The organism is Leptolyngbya sp. FACHB-321, assembly GCF_014695975.1.
Taxonomy (GTDB): domain Bacteria; phylum Cyanobacteriota; class Cyanobacteriia; order Leptolyngbyales; family Leptolyngbyaceae; genus Stenomitos.
The window spans coordinates 1-21,692 of the sequence record NZ_JACJPI010000057.1; the positions used below are offsets into that span (position 1 = coordinate 1).

Below are 21,692 nucleotides of genomic sequence, written 5' to 3' on the forward strand. Positions count from 1 at the left end.
CTATTTAATTCTCTAGGTTCAGGCGGCCTCGGCTCGCTTCACTTTCGCTGCGCTTGCCTCACCGCTTATCTAACATAACAACAGAAGAAGGAAACGTCAAGCAGGAAAAAAAATATTTTTTCTGGTATCTCCTCCGCTCTCACATTCGTTCAGTAAATCCTGCTCGCTCATCACTCGCTCTACGATATTTTCTGTAGCTAGACCTCGTAGACTTTAATCAGCCGTCTGACCATAATTTTCATCACTCGCTCTAAGATCTCTTCCGTGGCTAGACCTCCTGTAAGACTCTAGCGACAATAGCGATTGAATTGGTATGTTTAATCTCAATCCCTTCACTTGGCGGTACGTGGTTCTTAGCTTTTTCGATAGCTCAGAGTCCCATCCTTGGGTTTCTTGATGAGCTAACGGCTGTTGAATGTCTTGGTAGCTTATATATAGCGACAGCAAGCAATGCGCTGGGTTCTTTTCCCTCGCACGAATCCACTAGTCCTGCTTGCAGGGGCATGGGTAACGTTTACTCTGATCGATAGCGCACTAAGGAACGAACTCGATCGCGTGGTAAACCGAGTTCTCGACTAATTGCCGCTTCAATTTGTGCTGGCTCCGTTGTCGGAAACTCGAACCTTAGTTGTTTAAGTGCTGAGTTTGCCGTTTCAATAGTGATGGTTGAAAGACTTTGCTGTGGTTTGATAATGACGGTAATCGATTCTACAGTCCGCGGGGGTTGTTGCTGTTGCTGACGATCGCCTTGTAGATACACCGTTGTACGGTTGGATCGAACCAACATTCGATCTGTCAAAAGCCCGCTAGATAGCCAAAAGCCCAGTCCTAGCAATGGCAGTGCTAGCCAAAACTCTAGTCCTAGAGAATGCCACACTTGAGTCCATCGTAGTCGGGTCATTGGTACTTAGCCTTCTATATTAAACACACTACAGCAAGCCTATTTACGTTGTGGACCTTGCGCTATGAACCTTGAGCCTATGTTATACCAACACTTGAAGCGTCAAGCACCTATGAATGATTGAAATTATTGAAGCAGATTTGAATGTACCTGCTCATGCTAAGGCGATGGTTCAGTTGATGGATGAGTATGCGCTCGACCCAATGGGTGGTGGTAATGGTCTGTCAGATTACGTTAAAGCACATCTCCCAGCAGAGCTTGCAAAGAGAAAAGCCGCTCATGTTATTCTCGCGTTTGTCGATACCCAACCTACAGGACTTGTTGTTTGCTTAGAAGGATTTTCGACGTTTGCATGCCAGCCACTGCTGAATATTCATGATGTCATGGTTGCTACACCCTATCGTGGTATGGGTTTGTCTAAACTGCTGCTACAGAAAGCGGAGGCGATCGCGATCTCCCTGGGTTGCTGCAAGCTCACTCTAGAAGTACTGGAAGGAAATCAGGTAGCTCAGGCAGCTTATAGGGCATGCGGCTTCAGTGGCTATGAGCTAAACCCCCAGATGGGCAAGGCATTGTTTTGGGAGAAAAAACTAGGGACAGTGATAGATGAGGCGAAACATTCAAACAGTTGAGATGTGATTGTAGCAATCACTCTGTTTTAGCAGATCTAATGGATAACCATGCCGTGGGGTGCCAGTGGATGCCGGAGCTAGCTCAAATTTTTGTTTATCCTATTAAAGCGTTGGATGGCGTTGCAATCCTCCAAACGACGGTGCTGCCCAGTGGCGCATTGCAGTATGACCGTGAGTTTGCGATCGTAGATGCAGAGGGCAACGTGATCAACGGCAAACGGACTGCTGAGGTGCATCGTATTCGTTCGAGCTTTGACTTAGAAACTCGCACGATTGCTTTAAGGATAGAAGGTGAGCCTGGAGCCACAACCTTTCATCTTGATGTGGAACGATCGCCTGTAGAGCAATGGTTAAGTGCGTACTTTGGTTTTGCGGTGACGCTGCTTCAGAATACAGAAACAGGTTTTCCGGATGACACAAATTCGCCGGGCCCAACGGTGATTAGCACCGAGACACTGCGGACGATCGCCGACTGGTTTCCTAACCTAAGTCTAGAGGCAGTCCGACGGCGCTTTCGATCGAACCTCGAAATTACTGGTGTCGAGCCATTTTGGGAAGACTGCCTGTTTGGGTCAGCCGTTGGCGAAGCTTCTTTGAAAGCGGATCGCGTGGTGCCGTTTCATATTGGCAACGTGCAGTTTGCAGGTGTGAACCCCTGCCAGCGCTGCATTGTCGTTACCCGTGATGCGATGACTGGCGAGCCGTATCCCCATTTTCAAAAGGTGTTTGTTGCCAAGCGGAAGGAAACCTTACCAGAGTGGGTAGAGGCTTCGCGCTTTAACCACTTTTATCGCTTAGCGGCTAACACTCGTGTAGTGCAGCCCCAAGCGGGAGCGACCCTACGAGTTGGTGATACGATCGCGCTGGATTAGTGGCGGCAATAGCAACGCAAGCTCTACGGCAACGTGAACCCTGTGCGTTTTTCTACATAGTCCAAAATAGTTTGATAGGAATCAGGATCGCTTTGCTGAGTGACGATGATCGTTGTGTTGCCATCTAGTAAGGCAAAGGAAACTCTCGCATTAGGCACGTAGCAGAATGCAGTAACTCGATCAAGGTCGACCACGTAAGTATTTCGCTCAAAATTGAGTTTGATCCAGTAAGCCACGCGAACTTATCCGCTCTAAGACCAGCCTCACCTTACCACCCCTCGGAATATGTAGCCAGTGGGAGGATATACCATACGATGGGCTGAGATACAGGGTTAAAGGCTAAAGGCTGAAAGCTAATGGCTGACGGCTAACCGTCGGCTACCAACTTCGATCGCAGAAAGCTATCGTGAGAGTATGAGGAATTTTCACCGAAATCGGCTGAGACAACGCTGGCAGAGTTTGCGGCAGTCGTTGTCGATGTATCAATACTGTGGACGGGCGATCGCCTTGGTGTGGACAACCAATCGTGCGCTGACTATTGCTCTCATGGTGCTAACCTTGATTGCTGGTTTGCTTCCGGGGGCGATCGCCTATGTAGGCAAGCTTATTGTTGATGGTGTTGTGCAGGCAGCGCGATCGGGACTGGCGGACGATCGCTGGCAGACCCTGACATATCTAGGCATTGAAGCGGGACTGATCGCACTTCAGGCAGGCTGCAAACAGGGGTTAGCGCTCTGTCAATCGCTACTGCGTGCACTACTAGGTCACAAGGTCAACGTACTCATTCTTGAAAAGGCGCTCACTCTGGACATGGCGCACTTCGAGGACTCGGAGTTCTATGACAAAATGGCGCGGGCGCGGCGAGAAGCGTCTAGCCGTCCACTTAGTTTAGTAGGGCGCACCTTTGGGTTGGTACAAGACGCTCTCTCACTGCTGACCTACGGCAGCTTGCTGCTAAATTTCTCTGCTTGGGCAGTGCTGGTGCTGATGGTGGCAGCGATTCCTGTATTTATTGCTGAGACACGCTTTGCCGGAGCCGCCTTTCGTCTGTTCCGCTGGCGTGCTCCTGAAGTGCGGCAGCAAAACTATCTGGAATGGCTACTTTCTAACGATACAGCGGCAATGGAAGTCAAGCTGTATCAGCTGGGCCCCATGCTGTTGCGTCGCTACCGCAACATTTTCCATCAGCTTTACGGCGAAGACCGAGATTTAACCATTCGTCGGGGGCTGTGGAGCTATCTACTGGGACTCTTAAGCACCACTGCTTTTTACGCCGCCTATGTGTGGATTGTGTGGGAGGCGATCGCTGGGGCGATTTCTCTCGGCGACCTGACGATGTATCTCGTTGTGTTCCGTCAGGGGCAAACAACCTTCGCTTCCATTTTGAGCGCGATCGGTGGCATGTATGAAGATAGTCTCTACCTGTCAAATCTCTATGAGTACCTGGAACAACCCATTGCAACACCCTTGGGTTATGCAGCTCACGGTCTATCACCAGGCGATGGCTTGCGCTTTGAGGCCGTTACCTTTAGCTATCCCGGTAGCTCTGAGCCTGCGCTAGAGGCAGTATCGCTGCATTTGAAACCGGGCGAAAAGTTGGCGATCGTGGGCGAAAATGGCTCTGGCAAAACTACTCTTATCAAGCTACTGACACGTCTATATATTCCAGACAGTGGGCGCATTCTGTTAGACGGCTTGGATCTGCGTGAATGGAATCCTGCCGTACTTCAGCAGCGCATCGGTGTGATTTTTCAAAACTTTGTGCGGTATCAATTTACCGTCGGCGAGAATATTGGTGCAGGTGATGTGAACTTTATGGAAGATGAAATGCGTTGGCAAGCTGCCGCAGAAAAAGGCACGGCACAGCCTTTTATTGCCTCGCTGCCCGACAACTATCACACTCAGCTCGGACGGTGGTTTAAGAGTGGTCGTGAGCTATCGGGCGGTCAGTGGCAAAAAATAGCCCTTTCGCGAGCCTTCATGCGAACCCAAGCCGACATTTTGGTGCTGGATGAACCGACTGCCGCCATGGATGCTGAAGCTGAAGTTCAAATTTTCGATCACTTTCGCGCCATGACGCAAAACCAGATGGCGATTCTCATCTCTCATCGGTTTTCAACAGTGCGGATGGCAGACCAGATTGTAGTGCTACAAGGTGGCAAAGTGGTCGAACATGGCAACCATGACGAACTGCTGCGATCGGGCAAGCGCTACGCTCAACTGTTCTCGCTACAAGCAGCAGGGTATCGGTAGGAGGACAGTGAAAGGCAAAAGGCAAAAGGTACAAGTTTCCTAGCCTCTGGTGCTTGATGCTGGTATCTTGGCAGCCCGGAGTTCCATCAACAGAATTATGTATTGCGGGGTTTCCCTAATGCCACCCGATTAAGCTCAAGGATGGGGCAGAACATACTGGCTTGCTGTGGAGTCAAATGCTGTTTGACCACTTGCTGCATCACTTCGTAGGTGGCATTGCAGCTTTTTTCAGCGCCAAAGGCTTTCATAATAGTCTGAAACCACAAGAGAAACCGTTCGCGCAAGGTTTCAGGATCATCCATTAGCATGGCGATCGCAGAATAGCGGAGTACCCGCACGGTATCGCGCTTCCATTTTGCACTTACGTCTTCCTTACCGCTGTGGAAGAGCATGGGGTCGAGCGATCGCATTTTTGCTTCTACCTGTTGCACGATCGCACTTTCTACCAACTGAAGCGTTTGATAGGTCTGCAACCGCAGGCTAAAGGACTGGACATAAGCATCGACAAAGGCTAGTTCTTCATCGCTGGCAAAGCGACCATCCGTATCCATACTTAACTTTTCTAACTGGCTCAACATTGGTAAGACCTCTTACAGGTTTCAGTTGGCTCAGTATACCCAGGGGCAAGTACTTTAGAACTCTTAATCTATTTTGAGCGTGTGTATACGGAGGTACCTTGCTGATATCCGGAAAGTTTCATGAAAACAACTTTCTTTGGTAGTAGTTTCACACAATGCTCTGAAAAAAAGTGGTGATAGTAGGAGAACTGTCCTGATTGCCAGGTAATCACTTAGAAATAAAGCGGCAGACCATTAGTTAGGGAACTTCTAAAATGCTGGACGCGATCGCCCAGACGCTGGTAGAGCAAACTGCTAAGCCCGTTCCACCTGCCAATGTTGATACTCAAGCTGCCCTGGTCGCTCCCCAACAAATCACTGTTCCCGTCCTCAATCCGACTGTGAGCGCTCCGGAGTCAATGCCGCCCGTTTCTTTGACTCAAGCCGCGCCCATCGCTAGTACAAAATCAGTTGCGGTTCAAAGAAATAGTCAACCAGCTAACACCGAGACCGCTACTTCCAGGAGCACACAGCCTGCCTATTCTTCAGCAAATAAGCCTTTAGTAAATGAGGCTCAAGCGGATAAAGTTTTAGTAGACAAGGCGACGCAAAACGTTACGACGGCTCAAGCTGCGGAGTCCGATCGCAGTCAACTCTTTAAGCAAGCCACTGGCGATCAGCGGCTAGTGCTAAAGCAAAAACTGGCAGACATTGTTGCTAAAGACAAAGCTCTAAAAGAAGCAAAACTGCGGGCAAATCTGGAAGCAGAAGTGATCGCGCTTGCTCAAGCCAGACAGTTTGCTCAGGCACGGCAAATGGCTCAAAATGCAATGTTATCCCCCGAAACTCAGGCAGACCTACTGGCGCAAATTAATGCGATCGCGGCTAGGCGACCGTTTCGATCAACTATTGCAACAAAGCCAAGGCTGCCAAAAGTACCTTTAGTTAGAATCAAAACCAAAGCCCTGGAGCCAACAACATCAGGGCGATCGCTGCCCCAGGTGGTGCCATACACTTCGTCCCCCAACACGCCGCAGTACAGCTACATACCACCAGCGCCACCGAATTATGTCGGCTACTCCCTCAATGGAGTTGGGGGAAAGATCGGCGGAATCGGTGTGGTCGTGGACAATAGTGTACCTGACTTCAATGGGCAAAACTGGACGGCAACCGCTACGGGCACCCGTTCCAACGCTGATCTTTGGAATGGGTTGAGCTTCATTTTTCCCTTAGCATCACCAGCACCCATTACTTCTCGCTTTGGCTGGCGAGTCCATCCCATCAGGGGCAATCGGCGCTTTCACAGTGGCACGGACATTGGTGCGCCGATGGGTACACCCGTTTTAGCAGCAGCGTCTGGTAAGGTGGCGCTTTCTGATCAGTTGGGTGGCTATGGGCTAACAGTCATTTTGTCACACCAAGACAATACACGCGAAACTCTCTACGCACATCTTTCGGCACTAATGGTTAAACCGGGTCAATGGGTTGAAAAAGGTGATGTTATCGGGCGAGTGGGTAGCACTGGCTTATCGACAGGTCCCCACCTGCATTTTGAGCTGCGCCAGAAAACAGCTCGTGGCTGGCAGGCGATCGACCCTGGCGTACCGTTGAAAGCTGCTCTAGCACGTTTGGTGAAGGCAAGGCAAGCAGGCTAGCTGTTGGAGCAACTTTAAATGTGTGAAGTGGAGAAGAGGCGAAAGAGTGGAGGGGTGGAGAGGCGAAGGGGTAAAGGGGTGAGAAAGTGGAGAAGTATGTCTTCAAGCGAAATGGTTGTGAGTCATGCGGTGACGCTCATGGCTGTGTAATGATCCATTGAGGTAAGTGGGCGTAGTAGCAACGAAGGCTGTTTTTGGGATGCACTGGAGTTACTGCCATCCAGGAACCCAGGATGTTCCAGCAAGAGGTAACCGCGCCATTGCAGCGGCTTCAACGGTAAGGGCAACTAGATCTTCGCGCTCTAGATGGTGGACGTTTTGTTTACCGCAAGCACGGGCGATCGTGGTCAATTCCATATTCAACGTTTTGAGGTAGTTTTGCACCCGACGCGCACCGACTTCTGGTTCTAGCCGTTTTTCCAGAATAGCGTCCTGCGTGGTGACACCCACGGGGCACTTTCCAGTATGGCAATGGTGGCAGTAACCAGGAGCCGTGTTGATCGCCGCATAATCTTCCACTGCTGAGTGGTGTTCACCCTGTTGGATGTAGGTTTCACTATTGCAGCCTAATGCAATGAGAATGCCTTGCCCGATCGATACTGCATCCGCGCCCATCGCAATTGCTTTAGCCACATCAGCTCCGGTACGAATGCCACCAGACACAATGAGTTGCACCTTACCTTTCATATTCAGATCTTCGAGAGCATCGACTGCCTGACGCACGGCTGCCAGCGTGGGAATGCCCACGTGTTCGATAAAAACAGTTTGGGTTGCTGCCGTTCCGCCCTGCATTCCATCAACGACGATCACATCGGCACCGGCATGAACCGCAAGTTTGACATCATTGAACGTGCGTGAGGCTCCTACTTTCACGTAGATAGGCTTTTCCCAATCGGTGAGTTCTCGTAACTCCTGAATTTTAATGGTGAGGTCATCGGGACCTGTCCAGTCGGGGTGACGGCAGGCGGAGCGCTGATCCACCCCTTCAGGTAAGGTTCGCATTTCCGCGACTCGTGGATTGATTTTTTGCCCCAGCAGCATGCCGCCACCACCGGGTTTTGCGCCCTGCCCAATGACAATTTCGATCGCGTCTGCTTTTCGCACATCATCGGGATTAAACCCATAACGGGACGGTAAGCATTGATAGATTAGGGTTTTGGATGACAGCCGTTCTTCGGGAGTCATGCCACCATCACCAGTCGTCGTCGAAGTGCCAACAGCCGTTGCCGCAAGCCCCAGTGCTTCTTTGACGTTGGCAGATAGGGAGCCAAAACTCATGCCGGCGATCGTGATGGGAATCTCTAACTCAATGGGTTTTGTGGCATATCGAGTCCCCAAAATGGTTTTGGTCGTACATTTCTCCCGATAGCCTTCTAGCGGATAGCGCGAGAGGGATGATCCCAAAAACATTAGATCATCAAAGTGAGGCAGCCGACGCTTGGCACCTAACCCACGGATTTCATAAAGACCATGTGCCGCTGCATTTTGAATGTAGCTAATCATGCGGCTGTCATAACCCCATGAAGCCTCACGAGAGATAGGGTGATGTGATTGAGACGGATCAGCTTGAGAGTGAGGCATGTTCATTGTTAATACTCCTGATTGACATCTGCGTTCCAGTGGTAAAGCTGCTTGGCAGATGCAATGCGTTTAAATTCCTTCGGATCCTGAGAGAAACCTGCTTTGGCGAGGAGTTCGCCGACAGCTTCGTAGTCAGCATGAGTCATGGGTTCCATCTGGGCATCGGCACCGAGCGATTTGATGGTGCCGCGCACGTAGATGATGGCTTCATAGAGAGAATCGCCGAGGGCATCACCGGCATTGCCGCAAATCACGATGCGTCCAGCTTGTGCCATGAAGGCAGAGAAACTGCCTACACTGCCACCCACCACAATATCAGCTCCTTTGAGGGAAATTCCACACCGTAAGCTGGCATCACCATCGATAACGAGTAAGCCACCCTGAGCAGAAGCGCCAGCGGAAACGGAGGCAAAGCCCTTGACGTGGACTCGTCCAGACATCATGTTTTCGGCAACACCGGGACCGACATTGCCGAGGATGGTGACGTTTGCTAGTTTGTTCATGCCAGCCGCGTAGTAGCCTGCATGTCCTGCAATTTCGACTTCCACAGGCGCATCTAAACCCACCGCAATGTTATGAGCACCGTCGGGATTGAGAATGCGGATGGTTTGCCCGTTCAGTGGTTGATGGAGGAAGCGGTTGACTTCGCGCAGGGGCGTTTGGGCAAGGTCGAAGGTTACACCGTCCATACGTACATTTCCTCTGGTGCAGGTTCGTAGATGTGGGCGTGATTGATGTTGGGGAGATGGGCGAGCGATCGAAATTCGGAGGCGATCGCCACGTAATCATCCGTTTCCGCTACTACGGCGGGTTTGCAGGCAAAGGCATCGCGCACCAGCGCTAATTTATCGGCGGTGCCCATGAGAAAGGTATAGAAACCATCGAGCGCTTCAAACCCTTTTTGGATGGCAGCTTTCAAGTCATCCCCTTCTTGCATACGCCATTCTAAAAAGCGACAGGCAGCTTCGGTGTCGTTGTCGGTTTCAAAGTGAATGCCGTGATGTTCAAGCTTACGGCGAATTTCGTAGGGATTGGAAAGGGAGCCGTTGTGAACTAGGCAGAAGTCCTCGCCAGCGGTGAAGGGGTGGGCGTGGGCAGGTGTAACTGCTGATTCGGTTGCCATGCGAGTATGTCCCACCAGATGGGAACCTTGCAGACCTTTGAACTGGTAGCGATCGACAATGCTCGTTGGACTTCCAGCATCCTTGTAAAGGTCGATCGCTCGTCCGGTAGACAAGAGATGGATTTGTGGATAGTTGTCTTGTAGCCATTGCTTCACCGCATTGGTCGCCAGATTAGCGGTTAGCACTGCTTGATTTTCGTGAATTTGAAGGTCGGGCGTCGCGTTGAAATGGGCTTGAAACGCCTGTGACAGTTCTGACCAATTAAAACTGCCACTCGTATGAATACTGCCAGAATAGAGGCTATATTTACGCTGGTTATCTGGTAGCGCTTCGGTGAAAACGGCAAGTCCAGCGGAATCGGGTCCGCGTTGGCTCATACCGATAAGCATGGGCACCATCAGTTCACCGAGAGACGATCGCATTGATGGATTTTTGATGAGTAGTCCGACGATGCCACACATAGGGGGGAAATTTTTGAGTTGGGAGAGTGGTCATTAGCTAGTAATTTGTTGAACAGCTACCAGCTTAGGAATCCGAGTATGAGTTATGAATTGTTTGTTTTCGATTCCGCTGTTTCACCGATAAAGTACGACGAGTTCCTATCTTGGTTTTGTGAACAAACTGAATGGGAAAAGTCTCACAGCTATGACGATCCGGAGGTCTTGAGTGCCGCTCTTCGGGCATGGTTTTTGGACATAATAGTTGATTTTCCAGCCATGAACGGAGCATACGCAAATAACGACCTAGCAGACGACGAAGTGGCTGTAACAGACTACACCTAGGAAGCACTCTCATCTATGCTGTATTCGCCTGGTCAAAGAGGCAGGAGGCGTATGAAGCTACTTTCCGCCTTGCAGCAAAGCATCAATTAGGCTTTTTTGATGTAAGTTCCGAAACAAGTAAAGTGTGGCTACCAGACTCGAATGGAAATCTCATTCTTGCTCACTCCAACTAATAACTGTACTTTAATTCATCGTCTAACAAGACTGATGGGTTAAAACCAAGTCTGTTTATCGTAGGTTGTCTAGGGCTTTCTCCTAAATACTGACTGCCAGCAACTGTCGCTAGAAAAACTCCAAGTAGCGTTGGACTTCCCATTCCGAGACGTGGCGCATGTATTCGACCCATTCCATCCGTTTGAGGTTGATGAATTCGGTAGCGAGAGGACCGAGAGCATCGGTGATAACGGGATCAGCTTCGAGAGCGTCGGTCGCTTCCTTTAAGCTCTGCGGTAGGGTTTGAATGCCTTTATCCTTGAGGTCGGCTTCGGAAAGGTCGTAGAGGTTAATGTTGTATGGATCGCCCGGATCGAGTTCTTTTTCGATGCCATCAAGCCCAGCGGCGATCGCGACAGCAGCGGCCAAATAGGGGTTGCAGGAACCATCCGCCAGGCGAAATTCGAGTCGTCCACCGGGAATGCGTACCATACTGGAGCGGTTGTTGTCGCCATAGGTGATGTAGGCAGGTGCCCAAGTTGCGCCACTGAGTGCGCGTCCCACAACCAGTCGCTTATAGGAATTGATGGAAGGGGCACAGATAGCGGTCAGTGCTGGTGCATGAGCCAACAAGCCACCGAGGAAGTAATATGCCAGTTTGGATAGCCCCAGATGGCGAGGATCGCTGTCATCGGCAAAGAGATTGGCATTGCCATCAGACATGGACATATGCATGTGCATTCCAGTGCCCGTACGGTTCGCAAACGGTTTGGGCATGAAGGTGGCAATTAATCCCATCTCTTTGGCGATCTCAGATGCTGCCATCTTGAAGAAGATGTAGCGATCGGCAGAGGTCAAGCAATCGGTGTAGGTGTAATTGATTTCAAACTGCCCATTTGCATCTTCATGGTCAATTTGATAGACGTCAAAATCTGCGATTTGCAGGCTTTCCACCAGCTTTTCAATAAACGTGCGACTGCGGGACAGTCCTTTGTAGTCGTAGCAAGGTTTCTCTAGCGTATCGGTGGGATCAGCAGGAGCAATGCGACCTTGAGCATCTTTTTGCAGCAAGCCAAATTCAGGTTCCAGTCCCGTATAGAACGTCCACCCCTTTTGCTTCAGCCGTTCCAACTGCTGCATCAAGACAAAGCGAGAATCATAGGGATAGGGCTGACCATCCACATGTCCAACGCAAACCATACGCGCAAAACCTGGCATCCAGGGCACGAGCGTTAAGGTTGATGGATCACCGATCGCCATGAAGTCGTGGCTATTCGGCTGCTGCGCTAAACCCCAAACGGCAAACCCTGCAAACCCTGCACCTGGATCAAGAATGTCATCAAAATGGGATGCAGGCACAGCTTTCGTCTTGGCGGTACCGTGCATATCCACAAACTGCGCTAGGACAAATTTAACGTGGTTGTCTGCTAAGAATTTCTTTGCCGTTTCTGGTGTCATGGATGGTTCCTGCGGTTAGTTATTGTTGGCCGTTAGTTGTATAGCCCTTTGGGCATTCAAGAAAAGTTGTTAGAAGGAGTCAGGGAACAGGGCAGGGGAAGCAAGGGGAGCAGGGGGAGCAAGAGATTTGAGACACTTGGATTAACTCAGAACTTTTAGCCTTCATCCTCCATCCGTTAGCCTTTCTTCCAACTCAAAACTCAGAACTTTTAGCCTTTAGCCTTTAGCCTTTCATTCCTTCCTCCACTCCAACCACTCCACCACCTATCTCTGCCACGATCTCGCTTAGCGTTTGCCATAGGTACGCTCCAAACGTCCCATCACACCAAAGGCGGTAGAACGGCTGTCCGTTGCGATCGCCCGGAATGATGGTGACAGCAACACCGACCATCGATGTGAGAATGACGGGACGTTCCAGCAATGATAAAGCGCGAAAGTTAACGCTACAGGTTTGCAGTAGTACTTCGTTGACGGCGGAGCCACAAAGGATGATCGCCGCATCTTGACGCAAGACGGGATAAACCTTGGCGGGTGGTTGCTGGCAGGCTGCGGCTAGATTAATCGCAAAGTGGCTTTGCAGACTATCTTCGATAAAGAATTCTGTCAAACCAAGACGCGCAACGATGCCACCATCGGAGAGAAGATTCCAGGTATTTGGGCGATCGGGTGTTGTGATGCCTTGGCTTGAGAGCCAATCGGCTGCGTTGGCTCCTTTGACACCAAAGCGAGTGAGGCAAGAGACATCAGCGATGCCTAAATAGGTGGCGATCACAGCTTCTTCAGGGACAGCCACTAGAGACGGCATTCCATTCAGATTCCGCCATGATCCATCAATGGATTGCAGTCGATCGTGCATGGGGCTGAAGCGAATCATACGGAAACCTCCTCACGTTTTGGCGTAGGGTCTTTCTGTCGAAGGTTTTCAGGGTCGTAGAAGGGCGTGGGATTGATAGTTGCAGTGACAAGAGAACCATCGGAGCGGCGAATGGAAATGCGATCGCCGACCGCTGCCAGTTCTGGTTTCACGTATGCCAAGCCAATAAAGCGGTTTAAAGCAGGACTGAAGGCAATGCTGGTGATGCGTCCGGCAATGTCATTGCGATCGATCACCAGATGACATTCTTGGGGTGGTAGCCCTTGAAATGGCTCCAGCATGAAGCCTACTAATGTATGTTTCACCGGACGTTTTGCCATACTTTGCAGACTGCGTTGACCAACGAAGAATGGTTTGTCTAGCTTAACTGCCCATCCCAAACCAGCTTCTCGCGGAGTGGTCAAACCGTCAGTATCCTGCCCGACAATCAGGTGTCCTTTCTCTAATCGCAAGAGCCGCTGTGCTTCCACACCAAAGGGAGTAAGGCCATATTCAGCACCTGCTTCCATCAGAGCATCCCAAAGGGCGATCGCGGAGTCTGCCGCGACATGAATCTCGTAACCCCATTCGCCAACAAACCCAACGCGCAGTAGCAGAGCTGGAATATTAGCAACGGTTGCCTGCCGTACGCCAAGGTAGGGGAAGGTAGCACTGGATAAATCTAGATCGGTGAGTTTGGCGAGCACTTCATGGGCGTAGGGACCAGCCAAATTGATGGCCGATCGTGCTCCTGTTGTGTTCACAATGCCACAATCTAAGCGCCACATTGTATTCAGTCGCGATAGCTCACGGTAGATGTTTGCTACGCCAGAGGTAGTGGTGGTGAAGTAGAAATGCTCGGCTCCAAAGCGGGCGATTACGCCATCATCAATAATGACGCCTGTTTCGTCGAGCATCAGGGCGTAGCGGGACATCCCCACTTTCAGGTTGGTGTAACGTCCGGTGTACACTCGCTCTAGAAACTCAGCCGCATCAGGGCCACGGATTTCTAGCTTGCCTAATGTGCCGACGTCGATGATGCCAACCTGTGTGCGAACGGCGATCGCCTCTGCACGAATACAGTCCTCACGACTCTTTTCCGATTGGGTGTAGTATTCGGGTCGTCGCCAGTTGCCTGCCAGCATAAATTTGGCGTTTAAGGCGGCATGGCGACTATGCAAAGGCGTGTAGCGCTCTGGTGTAAAGCTACGTCCTGCAAGATGAGAGAGGGGCACGGGATGGAAAAATGGTCGGGCGGTTGTGGTGCCGACTTCACCGGGAGTTTTGCCTGTGATGCGTGCCAGAATTCGTAGGGCGTTCATGTTGGAATGTTTGCCCTGGCTGGGTCCCATGCCTACGGTGGTATAGCGTTTGAGGAGTTCAATGTTATCGAAGCCTTCTTGGGCGGCGTTGTAGAAATCTTTGAGTTGCAGGTCTTCATCGAAATCGACGAAGTTTTTGCTGTGGGGATGGGGGACGATCGGCCAGGGATGGGAAACACCCTCAACTGTTCTCCCAGACTCAACTGTTCTCCCAGAAAAGTTGTCGTATATGAGTATCTGGGCTTCGTTTGTAGTTCTGACCAGGGGACTTCCCCCCGCCCCCCCGCCATGTGGGGTCCTAACTCCCTCACACCCCCCGAAAGGTGTTGTTTGTTCCGGTTTTAGTCCTTCGTAGATCGATCTTTGGGTATGGGAGTTTTCAAACCCTAGGTAAGCGGCAGCGGTCATTCCAGCCCGATTGCCATCCGATATTTTCTGCTCAAACTCGAAGATGCCGTTGACTCGACCGCAGGCAAAAACACCTTCAGGTAAAACGTCTGGGACAAATTGCTGCAAGTGGTCATCAAAGCGCAGTTTAGCACCTGCTTGATAGAGCAAGTTTGCTGTCGGTGCCCAACCTACACTCACGACAATGCCATCACAGGCGATCGTGCGTTTTTGCTCCAATTGCGGTTCATTACCCTCGAAGGGACAGATGACGGCACTGGAGATACCATCTCCTGCTGGATTTCGCTTCGCTTCGTAAACGCAATACCCTGTATGGATGGGAATGCCCTGTGATCGCACTGCTTGCGTGAGATCTGTTGCCACAGGAGTAGAGCGCAGATCGACGATCGCCATCACGGCAATTCCATGCGCTGCCAAATCCAGGGCGGCTCGATATCCATCACTATTCGCTACTAGAACTACAGCCCGTTGCATGGGCTTGACGGCATAGCGATAAATGAGCCGTTGTGCCGCCGATGCCAGCATTACACCTGGCAAATCGTTGTTGTGGAAGACGGCTGGCTGCTCGTAGGCACCGCTGGCAACAATGACAGCTTTTGCACGCATTTTGGAGAGCCGATCGCGATCGACTAGGGGAATCCAGTGATCGGCGTAATAGCCTGCTGCTTGAGTGCCGGTATATAGCCGGATGTTGGGATGGGAGGCGATCGCATCCATTAGTGCAGCCGTCTTCTCCGCACAAGATGAATTTCCACCAAGTTGATAACGACCCGATCCACCAGCCTGTGCGTTCTCATCAACAATGACCACATCTGCACCCGTGTTTGCCGCTGACAGGGCTGCTGACAGCCCAGACACCCCAGCACCGATCACCAACACATCACAAAAGTCGTAGCGTTTGGGAGTGCGAATGTGAGGTGTGGATGGATCGCCTTCGCCCAACCCCGTCATGCGGCGAATAAGACGCTCCCACATGGGAAAGAGCTTTTTATCTAAGAAGGCTTTGTAGTAGAAGCCAACGGGCAGGAAGGGTGAAAAGAAGTTGAGCACGCTGGCACGATCTCCCATCACACCACCCACTGTATTAATGGCTGTGAGCGACATTCCGGTTTCTAACGGTGTGACATCTGCTCGGACATTTAACACCTGTCCGGATTGCATCAACGTATTCACATCATGATTTGCAAAGCTCAATAGCCCACGAGGTCGATGGTATTTGAAGCTACGTCCTAAGACTCGCTGTCCCGCTGCCCACAACGCGCTGCTGATGGTATCGCCTGCGTAGCCTTGAAAGGTCATGCCTTCAAACGTGAAGTCGATCGGCTGGGTGCGATCGATCCATTCACCCGGTATTGGTGGCAGTCGTTGACTCATACGACCGCCTCACCAACTAAATAGGTGCGTAAAATTTCATCGGTGATGGTATTGCGATCAACCAAAAACCAGGTATTGCTCGGCGTGTGACACCACCATTCTTGCTTCACGCCTGCTGCACCGTTGCGGTTAAACACATAATCTGCCCACACCGCATCGTCCGTTGCTTGTGGATCGGGCATGGGTCGAACTTCACCACCATAGACAAATTCGGAAATCGGTCGAGCACCGTTAATTGGACACACCATTAATTTCATCGTTCCTTCCCATCCACACAGTCCATTTTTCTCAGCGCTAAAAGGTTCCTAGTAATGGCAGGACTTTCTTCTCAAGAAGAGCGACCAACGCTGGTTCCATATACTCATACTCATCACGAATATCCAAACAAACGATCCGTTTACCGTTGAGATAGGGCTGAAACTTTTTTGAGAGCTTACTGCGGTGTCCGTTCTCCATCACAAAGATGATATCTGCCCATTGGATTGCTTCGTTTGATAGCGGTGTGTCAGCGTCCCGGTCGATTCCTGCCGATGCAACCTCTAAACCCTCGTAGCGCGAAAAAAGCTCCTCGGCGGTTGGGCTACGCAGTCGATTTTTGCCGCATACAAAGAGCAATTTCTTCATAAGTTCCATCAACATCGAGATACCTCACCCCTACCGCTTACCACTAAAGACTTCTGTAAAATGCTCGACGGTGGGAAACGGGTCATAAAAGTGATGGAGAAGTTGTTTCCATTTTTGATAAGTGGGCGATTCCCGAAAGCCAACAGTATGGTCTTCCAAGGTCTGCCATCGCACTAACAGTAAATATTTTCCCGGCACTTCTAAACATTGATGGAGTTCATGGGATTCATATCCAGGCATAGAGGAAATTAAGTTGGAAGCCTGCCTGAACGAAGTTTCAAACGCTTGCTCCAAACCACTTTTAACCATAAACATCGCCACCTCAAGCACCATAGCCTTTATCCTTAATATTTTCCGTCCTCTACCCTCTACCCTCCGCCTTCTGCCCTAATGTCCTACCGACGCTGCACCCTTCTCACCAACCAGGGCATAGTTGGCGAAGCGATCGAGGGAAAAGTCTTGAATCAGCTCATGGTTGCGATCGTTCGCTACGGTGTAGGCCATCGTTTTCCCTGCGACAGGTGTGGCTTTGAAACCCCAGGTGCCCCAACCTGAATCGAGGTAGAAACCGTCGATCGAGGTTTTGCCCATAATGGGTGCAAAGTCTGGAGTCATGTCTGCCATCCCTGCCCATTGCCGCACTACCTTAACGTGGGACAGAAAGGGAAAAAGCTCCAGCATATGGGCCGCTAAGCCTTCCACAAAATCAAGGGTCGATCGGGTGGAATGGAGTTCATACGGATCAAGTGAGGCACCCATTACCAGTTCTCCTCGCGCCGTTTGGCTTACATACACATGCAAACTACCGGAGACAATGATGGGATCGAGCCATGCTTTCATGGGTTCACTAACCATTGCTTGGAGGGGATGGATATAAAGGGGCGATCGCAATCCCACCATATCCAGCAATCGTGGCGTTGATCCAGCCACTGCACAAAGGACTCGCGATGTGGAAATCTTGCCCCGCGAAGTTTCTACGCCTGTCACTCGACCTGCTTTGGTTGTAATACCCAACACTTCCGTTTGTTGATGGATTTCTACGCCTCGCTGGTCTGCCCCACGACCGTAGCCCCACGCCACCGCATCATGACGGGCAATGCTTCCCGGTGCATGGTAAAGAGCGCCGAGGATGGGAGTGTGTCCGCCACAGGTAATGTCTATATGGGGACAGGCAGCTTGCACCGCATCGGCATCTACCAGTTCGCTGTCGATGCTAAAGTGCTTGTTGACTTCCGATCGCCAGCGCATGGTTCGTACTGAAGCATCGGTATGTGCCAGCGTGAAGTGTCCCCGGGTGGAGTAGAACAGATTCAGGTCAAAATCCTGCGACAAGTCTTGCCACAAACGTACAGATTCGTCGTAGAACTTTACGCCTTCGGGCGTAAGGTAGTTAGAACGGATGATCGTCGTGTTGCGTCCCGTATTGCCGCCACCCATGTAGCCTTTCTCCAGCACCGCGACGTTGTGCATTCCATGATCGCGAGCCAGATAGTAGGCGGCTGCGAGTCCATGACCACCCCCACCAATGATCACCGCATCGTAGCTCGACTTCAGGCGATCGGGTTGTCGAAACATCCGCGGTTCGGGATGCTTCTTTGATAAACCAAATTTCAGGAGACGTAATGGCATGTCGTTCTCCTAACGAAACACAACGGTTTTGTTGCCATGCACCAGCACCCGATCCTCGACGTGATAGCGCAGCCCTCGTGCCAGCACCGCTTTTTCAATATCTTTGCCATAGCGCACTAGGTCGTCCACTGAATCGGAATGGTCAATGCGAATCACATCTTGCTCAATGATAGGACCTGCATCCAGATCAGCTGTCACGTAGTGGCACGTTGCACCCGTGAGTTTCACGCCTCGTTCATACGCCTGATGGTAGGGTTTGGCACCCACAAACGACGGCAAAAAGGAATGATGGATGTTAATAATGCGTCCAGAGTAGCGATCGCACATCTCCGGTGATAGCACCTGCATGTACCGCGCCAAAATCATCACATCTCCCTTTGCGTTATCAAACAAATGCATCACCTTATCAAAGGCATCTGCTTTTGTGTCGGGCATAACGGGCACATAATAGAAGGGAATTTCGTGCCATTCCACAAATTTGCGAAACACATCATGATTAGAAATGACGCAGGGAATTTCCACATCCAGTTCGCCACTTTGCCAGCGGGACAGCAAGTCATACAAGCAGTGCTCTAGTTTAGAAACCAGAATCACTACGCGCTTTTTCTGTGCAGAATCGGTGATGTTCCATTCCATTTGAAAGGATTCTGCGATCGCTGCAAACTGCTCCCGAAAGACCTCAATGCCGAAGGGTAAAGACTCAGCAAGAATTTCTTGTCGCATGAAGAACCGCTGTGCCACACGATCAGCATGATGCTGCGCTTCCACAATCCACCCCTGATGGTTGGCAACAAAGGTGCTCACAGCAGCCACAATACCCACGCGATCAGGGCACGAAAGGGTGAGGGTGTAGTGTCTTGCAGAGGACATCGGATTCCCGTGGCGTTAGGAAACTATCAGTGACTATCATGCAGTTTTGATTCATGTATGTCAACTAATTTTCCTGCTATTATGCAAAAGAGTTGTAAAAGTGATGTCTACAGACCGCAAATCGTGAGGTGAACGATGGCAGAGACGACGAGCAACGGTGCACAAAGTGTCACCGATCATGCTCTAGAGCGGTACATCGGCAATACTATTCGTGAGTTGCGGCAGAAACACGGGCTGACGATCGCCGAAGTCGCTGAACAGGTGGGCATTTCGCGGGGAATGCTATCCAAAATTGAAAACGCACAAACCGCTACAAGTTTGGAAACCTTGGCTAAACTTGCTAGTGCTCTGGGCGTGTCATTAGCGACGCTGTTTCGCAACTACAACATTCCTGCCGGAAGTGCCCAACTGGTCAAACGGGATGAAGGGATGGAAGTGGTGCGCCGAGGGACAAAGCGCGGTCATACCTATCATCTACTGGCTTACGATCAGGGTCCAACAAAACTCTTTGAGCCATTTCTCATTACAATGGATGACGCCTCAGAAGTGTTTCCGACCTTTGAGCATCCTGGCACCGAGTTTATTTATATGCTGGAAGGCGCAATCGAGTATCGTCATGGGCAATCAACCTATCGGCTCAATCCGGGCGACTCGCTCACCTTTCGCGGCGACATTCCCCACGGTCCCGAAAAGCTGGTTGCCTTGCCAATTCGCTTTCTTGCGATTATCTACTATTCCACGCTGCCCACGATGGAATAAGAAACTCTAAGTGCTAACGATAAGTTTTGGTGCAGTTTGCGGAATACTCAATATATTGCCCTGCAAGCTAGGTACTGATATGGCTCAGACCAACGGCTTGCCTTCGTATGAGCCTCACTGCAATGGATTCTTCTCCTGGTGCAGCTTACCAAAAAGCGATCGATATTCGTGCCTCCCGTGGACGCGATCGACACAAAATTCTTCGTGGGCGGTGGCACCGGATGGTGGTACTGCTGTTAGGCGATGTGTTGGCGCTGGCGATCGCGGGTCGCGTTGCATCACATCTCAATCAGTTCTACTCACCACTGCCACCGCCGCTTGTTTTAGGTAATTGGTTAGGGTTGCCAGGCTTGTTCTGGATTTTGATGCTGGTCACGCTGTTGCTGTTTGCACACAGTGGTTTGTACGGTTCGTCGAGCCAGTGGAAAAACTACGTGCGATCGGGTCAACTGGTGAGTGCAGTTTACCTGTTGGCACTGATTTTAGGTTACTTCTACGACCCAAAGCTGGCTCCACCTCGATCGCTCTTTATGACCGCCTGGTTTGGCAGTGTCGGTTTAGTCATTACCTTCCGGTTACTGGCAAGTCTGGCACTAAAGCAGTTTGAACAAGCTCAGACCAATGTCTTTTTACTGGCACCTGCCGAACGGCTGCCAACGCTGGCACAAGTCCTGAAGCGGCGATCGCGCTACAACATAGTTGGGGCAGCACTGGCATCTACTACCAGCACGGCTGCGACGATTCAAGCAATTTTTAACTCTGGCGCACAGGAAGTATTGGCAGAAAGCCTGCCGCAAACCGAACTAGCATCAGGGCTTTACTGGCAGTTGCGTCGTGCTGGTATTACACTGCGGCTTATTCCCTCTAGCGTCGAGATGCTGCATCGTCGCGGTGTACCAGAAGTCATTGCTGGCATTCCCACCTTGCGTGTAGAACCAACTTTGCTAGGCGGTTGGGACTACCGCTTGAAACGGTGGCTCGATTGGTTGGGTGCGTTTGTCGGCTTGGTTGTACTCTCGCCGCTCTTTTTAGTTGTCGCGATCGCCATTAAGCTCTCATCGCCGGGTGCCGTTTTCTTCTGCCAGGAACGGATGGGACTGCACGGTCGCGTGTTTCAAATGTGGAAGTTTCGCACGATGATCCCCGAGGCTGAAGCTTTGCAGGCAGGGCTAGAACAGCAAAATGAAGCTGGTGATGGGGTGATGTTCAAAATCAGGCATGATCCACGCATTACGGCGATCGGGCGGTTTCTGCGGCAAACCAGCATTGATGAACTACCCCAACTGCTGAACGTACTACTGGGTCAAATGAGTCTGGTGGGTCCACGCCCATTACCATTACGAGATGTGGAGCGGTTCGATCCCTGGCATCATACTCGCCATCAAGTGCTACCTGGCATTACAGGGCTGTGGCAAGTGTCAGGGCGATCGTCTGTTGATGCGTTCAACGATGCTGCCCGACTTGATCTCTACTACATTGATAACTGGTCACTCAACCTGGATTTAGAAATTTTGCTTGAAACGTGCCGCATTGTCTTTTGCGGGAAAGGCGCGTACTAAAGCGGCTTCGTCTACCAGACTCATCAATCTAGGCTCATAAAAATTGCTGCTAGGGTCACCAATCTGGTTCACACTAGCAGCAACCTATCAATCATGGGCGGGGCGAGACTCGAACTCGCAAGCCTTTCGGCGCCGCATTTTGAGTGCGGTGCGTCTACCAATTCCGCCATCCGCCCGTGGCTTTCGTTTCACTATTATACCGGATTAAGCGACTTTGGAGTAACAATCAATATTCCTTTATTGCTGACACTGACATACATGCGTGGAACTCAAAAGAACTCTCTATGCCCTTCCTTCACAAGCTCGTTACTGGAAGGGCATAACGC

General features: G+C 50.9%; 21 protein-coding genes and 1 tRNA gene. 7 read left to right on the forward strand and 15 right to left on the reverse strand.

What is annotated here, in order from left to right:
* Positions 1–514: 514 nt before the first annotated feature.
* The gene (locus tag H6F76_RS10610; RefSeq protein WP_190508037.1) at positions 515–901 is read right to left on the reverse strand and encodes a hypothetical protein; all 387 of its coding nucleotides are present in this window, start codon (positions 899–901) and stop codon (positions 515–517) included.
* 116 nt (positions 902–1,017) lie between these two features.
* Here H6F76_RS10610 and H6F76_RS10615 point away from each other — a divergent pair, with 116 nt between their 5' ends.
* Both H6F76_RS10615 and H6F76_RS10620 read left to right on the forward strand, forming a co-directional pair.
* A complete protein-coding gene (locus H6F76_RS10615; RefSeq protein ID WP_190451705.1) occupies positions 1,018–1,533 on the forward strand; it encodes a GNAT family N-acetyltransferase in 516 nt (171 codons plus the stop codon).
* 38 nt (positions 1,534–1,571) lie between these two features.
* Complete coding sequence (locus H6F76_RS10620) at positions 1,572–2,405, forward strand: MOSC N-terminal beta barrel domain-containing protein (RefSeq protein WP_242036610.1); 834 nt, start codon at positions 1,572–1,574, stop codon at positions 2,403–2,405.
* A gap of 23 nt (positions 2,406–2,428) precedes the next feature.
* Here the strand turns inward: H6F76_RS10620 and H6F76_RS30005 are convergent, their stop codons facing one another.
* Complete coding sequence (locus tag H6F76_RS30005; protein ID WP_190451707.1) at positions 2,429–2,641, reverse strand: hypothetical protein; 213 nt, start codon at positions 2,639–2,641, stop codon at positions 2,429–2,431.
* A gap of 178 nt (positions 2,642–2,819) precedes the next feature.
* Between H6F76_RS30005 and H6F76_RS10630 the strand changes: the two genes are divergently transcribed.
* A complete protein-coding gene (locus H6F76_RS10630; RefSeq protein ID WP_190508039.1) occupies positions 2,820–4,658 on the forward strand; it encodes an ABC transporter ATP-binding protein in 1,839 nt (612 codons plus the stop codon).
* A gap of 95 nt (positions 4,659–4,753) precedes the next feature.
* Here H6F76_RS10630 and H6F76_RS10635 read toward each other — a convergent pair whose 3' ends face one another.
* Positions 4,754–5,236, reverse strand: coding sequence for a phycobilisome protein (locus tag H6F76_RS10635; protein WP_190451712.1), 483 nt, complete (start codon positions 5,234–5,236; stop codon positions 4,754–4,756).
* Positions 5,237–5,490: 254 nt separating this feature from the next.
* On the opposite strand from H6F76_RS10635, the gene H6F76_RS30415 reads away from it, so the two are divergent.
* Complete coding sequence (locus H6F76_RS30415; protein WP_242036611.1) at positions 5,491–6,870, forward strand: M23 family metallopeptidase; 1,380 nt, start codon at positions 5,491–5,493, stop codon at positions 6,868–6,870.
* Between the two features lie 210 nt (positions 6,871–7,080).
* Here H6F76_RS30415 and H6F76_RS10645 read toward each other — a convergent pair whose 3' ends face one another.
* From H6F76_RS10645 to H6F76_RS10655, 3 genes are all read right to left on the reverse strand, one after another.
* Complete coding sequence (locus H6F76_RS10645) at positions 7,081–8,373, reverse strand: FMN-binding glutamate synthase family protein (protein ID WP_347276006.1); 1,293 nt, start codon at positions 8,371–8,373, stop codon at positions 7,081–7,083.
* Between the two features lie 86 nt (positions 8,374–8,459).
* The gene (locus tag H6F76_RS10650; protein WP_190451720.1) at positions 8,460–9,140 is read right to left on the reverse strand and encodes a protein glxC; all 681 of its coding nucleotides are present in this window, start codon (positions 9,138–9,140) and stop codon (positions 8,460–8,462) included.
* Positions 9,128–10,036, reverse strand: coding sequence for a class II glutamine amidotransferase (locus H6F76_RS10655; protein ID WP_190508044.1), 909 nt, complete (start codon positions 10,034–10,036; stop codon positions 9,128–9,130). Before H6F76_RS10655 ends, H6F76_RS10650 begins: the two co-directional genes overlap by 13 nt.
* Before the next feature lie 78 nt (positions 10,037–10,114).
* On the opposite strand from H6F76_RS10655, the gene H6F76_RS10660 reads away from it, so the two are divergent.
* Positions 10,115–10,357 (forward strand): hypothetical protein, encoded by a 243-nt coding sequence (locus tag H6F76_RS10660; RefSeq protein ID WP_190508046.1) that lies wholly within the window; start codon positions 10,115–10,117, stop codon positions 10,355–10,357.
* Positions 10,358–10,639: 282 nt separating this feature from the next.
* Here the strand turns inward: H6F76_RS10660 and glnT are convergent, their stop codons facing one another.
* The 8 genes from glnT to purU form a co-directional block, all read right to left on the reverse strand.
* A complete protein-coding gene (glnT, locus tag H6F76_RS10665; RefSeq protein WP_190508049.1) occupies positions 10,640–11,968 on the reverse strand; it encodes a type III glutamate--ammonia ligase in 1,329 nt (442 codons plus the stop codon).
* 223 nt (positions 11,969–12,191) lie between these two features.
* Entirely contained in the window at positions 12,192–12,842 is a 651-nt protein-coding gene (locus tag H6F76_RS10670) for a methylglutamate dehydrogenase (RefSeq protein ID WP_190508051.1), read from the reverse strand.
* Positions 12,839–15,925 carry a 2Fe-2S iron-sulfur cluster-binding protein gene (locus tag H6F76_RS30420; protein WP_242036612.1) on the reverse strand — a complete coding sequence of 1,029 codons (3,087 nt, stop codon included), beginning with the start codon at positions 15,923–15,925 and terminating at the stop codon, positions 12,839–12,841. Before H6F76_RS30420 ends, H6F76_RS10670 begins: the two co-directional genes overlap by 4 nt.
* Complete coding sequence (locus tag H6F76_RS10685) at positions 15,922–16,182, reverse strand: sarcosine oxidase subunit delta (protein ID WP_190508052.1); 261 nt, start codon at positions 16,180–16,182, stop codon at positions 15,922–15,924. Before H6F76_RS10685 ends, H6F76_RS30420 begins: the two co-directional genes overlap by 4 nt.
* A gap of 37 nt (positions 16,183–16,219) precedes the next feature.
* On the reverse strand, positions 16,220–16,549 hold the full coding sequence (locus H6F76_RS10690; protein ID WP_190508111.1) for a phosphotyrosine protein phosphatase: 330 nt from the start codon (positions 16,547–16,549) through the stop codon (positions 16,220–16,222).
* Between the two features lie 30 nt (positions 16,550–16,579).
* Positions 16,580–16,882, reverse strand: coding sequence for an antibiotic biosynthesis monooxygenase (locus tag H6F76_RS10695; RefSeq protein ID WP_190508054.1), 303 nt, complete (start codon positions 16,880–16,882; stop codon positions 16,580–16,582).
* A 54-nt stretch (positions 16,883–16,936) separates the two neighbouring features.
* The gene (locus H6F76_RS10700) at positions 16,937–18,178 is read right to left on the reverse strand and encodes an FAD-dependent oxidoreductase (RefSeq protein ID WP_190508056.1); all 1,242 of its coding nucleotides are present in this window, start codon (positions 18,176–18,178) and stop codon (positions 16,937–16,939) included.
* A gap of 9 nt (positions 18,179–18,187) precedes the next feature.
* Complete coding sequence (purU, locus tag H6F76_RS10705) at positions 18,188–19,048, reverse strand: formyltetrahydrofolate deformylase (RefSeq protein WP_190508058.1); 861 nt, start codon at positions 19,046–19,048, stop codon at positions 18,188–18,190.
* Between the two features lie 135 nt (positions 19,049–19,183).
* On the opposite strand from purU, the gene H6F76_RS10710 reads away from it, so the two are divergent.
* A complete protein-coding gene (locus H6F76_RS10710) occupies positions 19,184–19,807 on the forward strand; it encodes an XRE family transcriptional regulator (RefSeq protein WP_190508060.1) in 624 nt (207 codons plus the stop codon).
* 122 nt (positions 19,808–19,929) lie between these two features.
* Positions 19,930–21,366, forward strand: a complete 1,437-nt coding sequence (locus H6F76_RS10715; RefSeq protein WP_190508063.1) for a sugar transferase — start codon at positions 19,930–19,932, stop codon at positions 21,364–21,366.
* Positions 21,367–21,460: 94 nt separating this feature from the next.
* Here H6F76_RS10715 and H6F76_RS10720 read toward each other — a convergent pair.
* Positions 21,461–21,542 (reverse strand) — tRNA-Leu (locus tag H6F76_RS10720).
* Positions 21,543–21,692 lie beyond the last annotated feature (150 nt).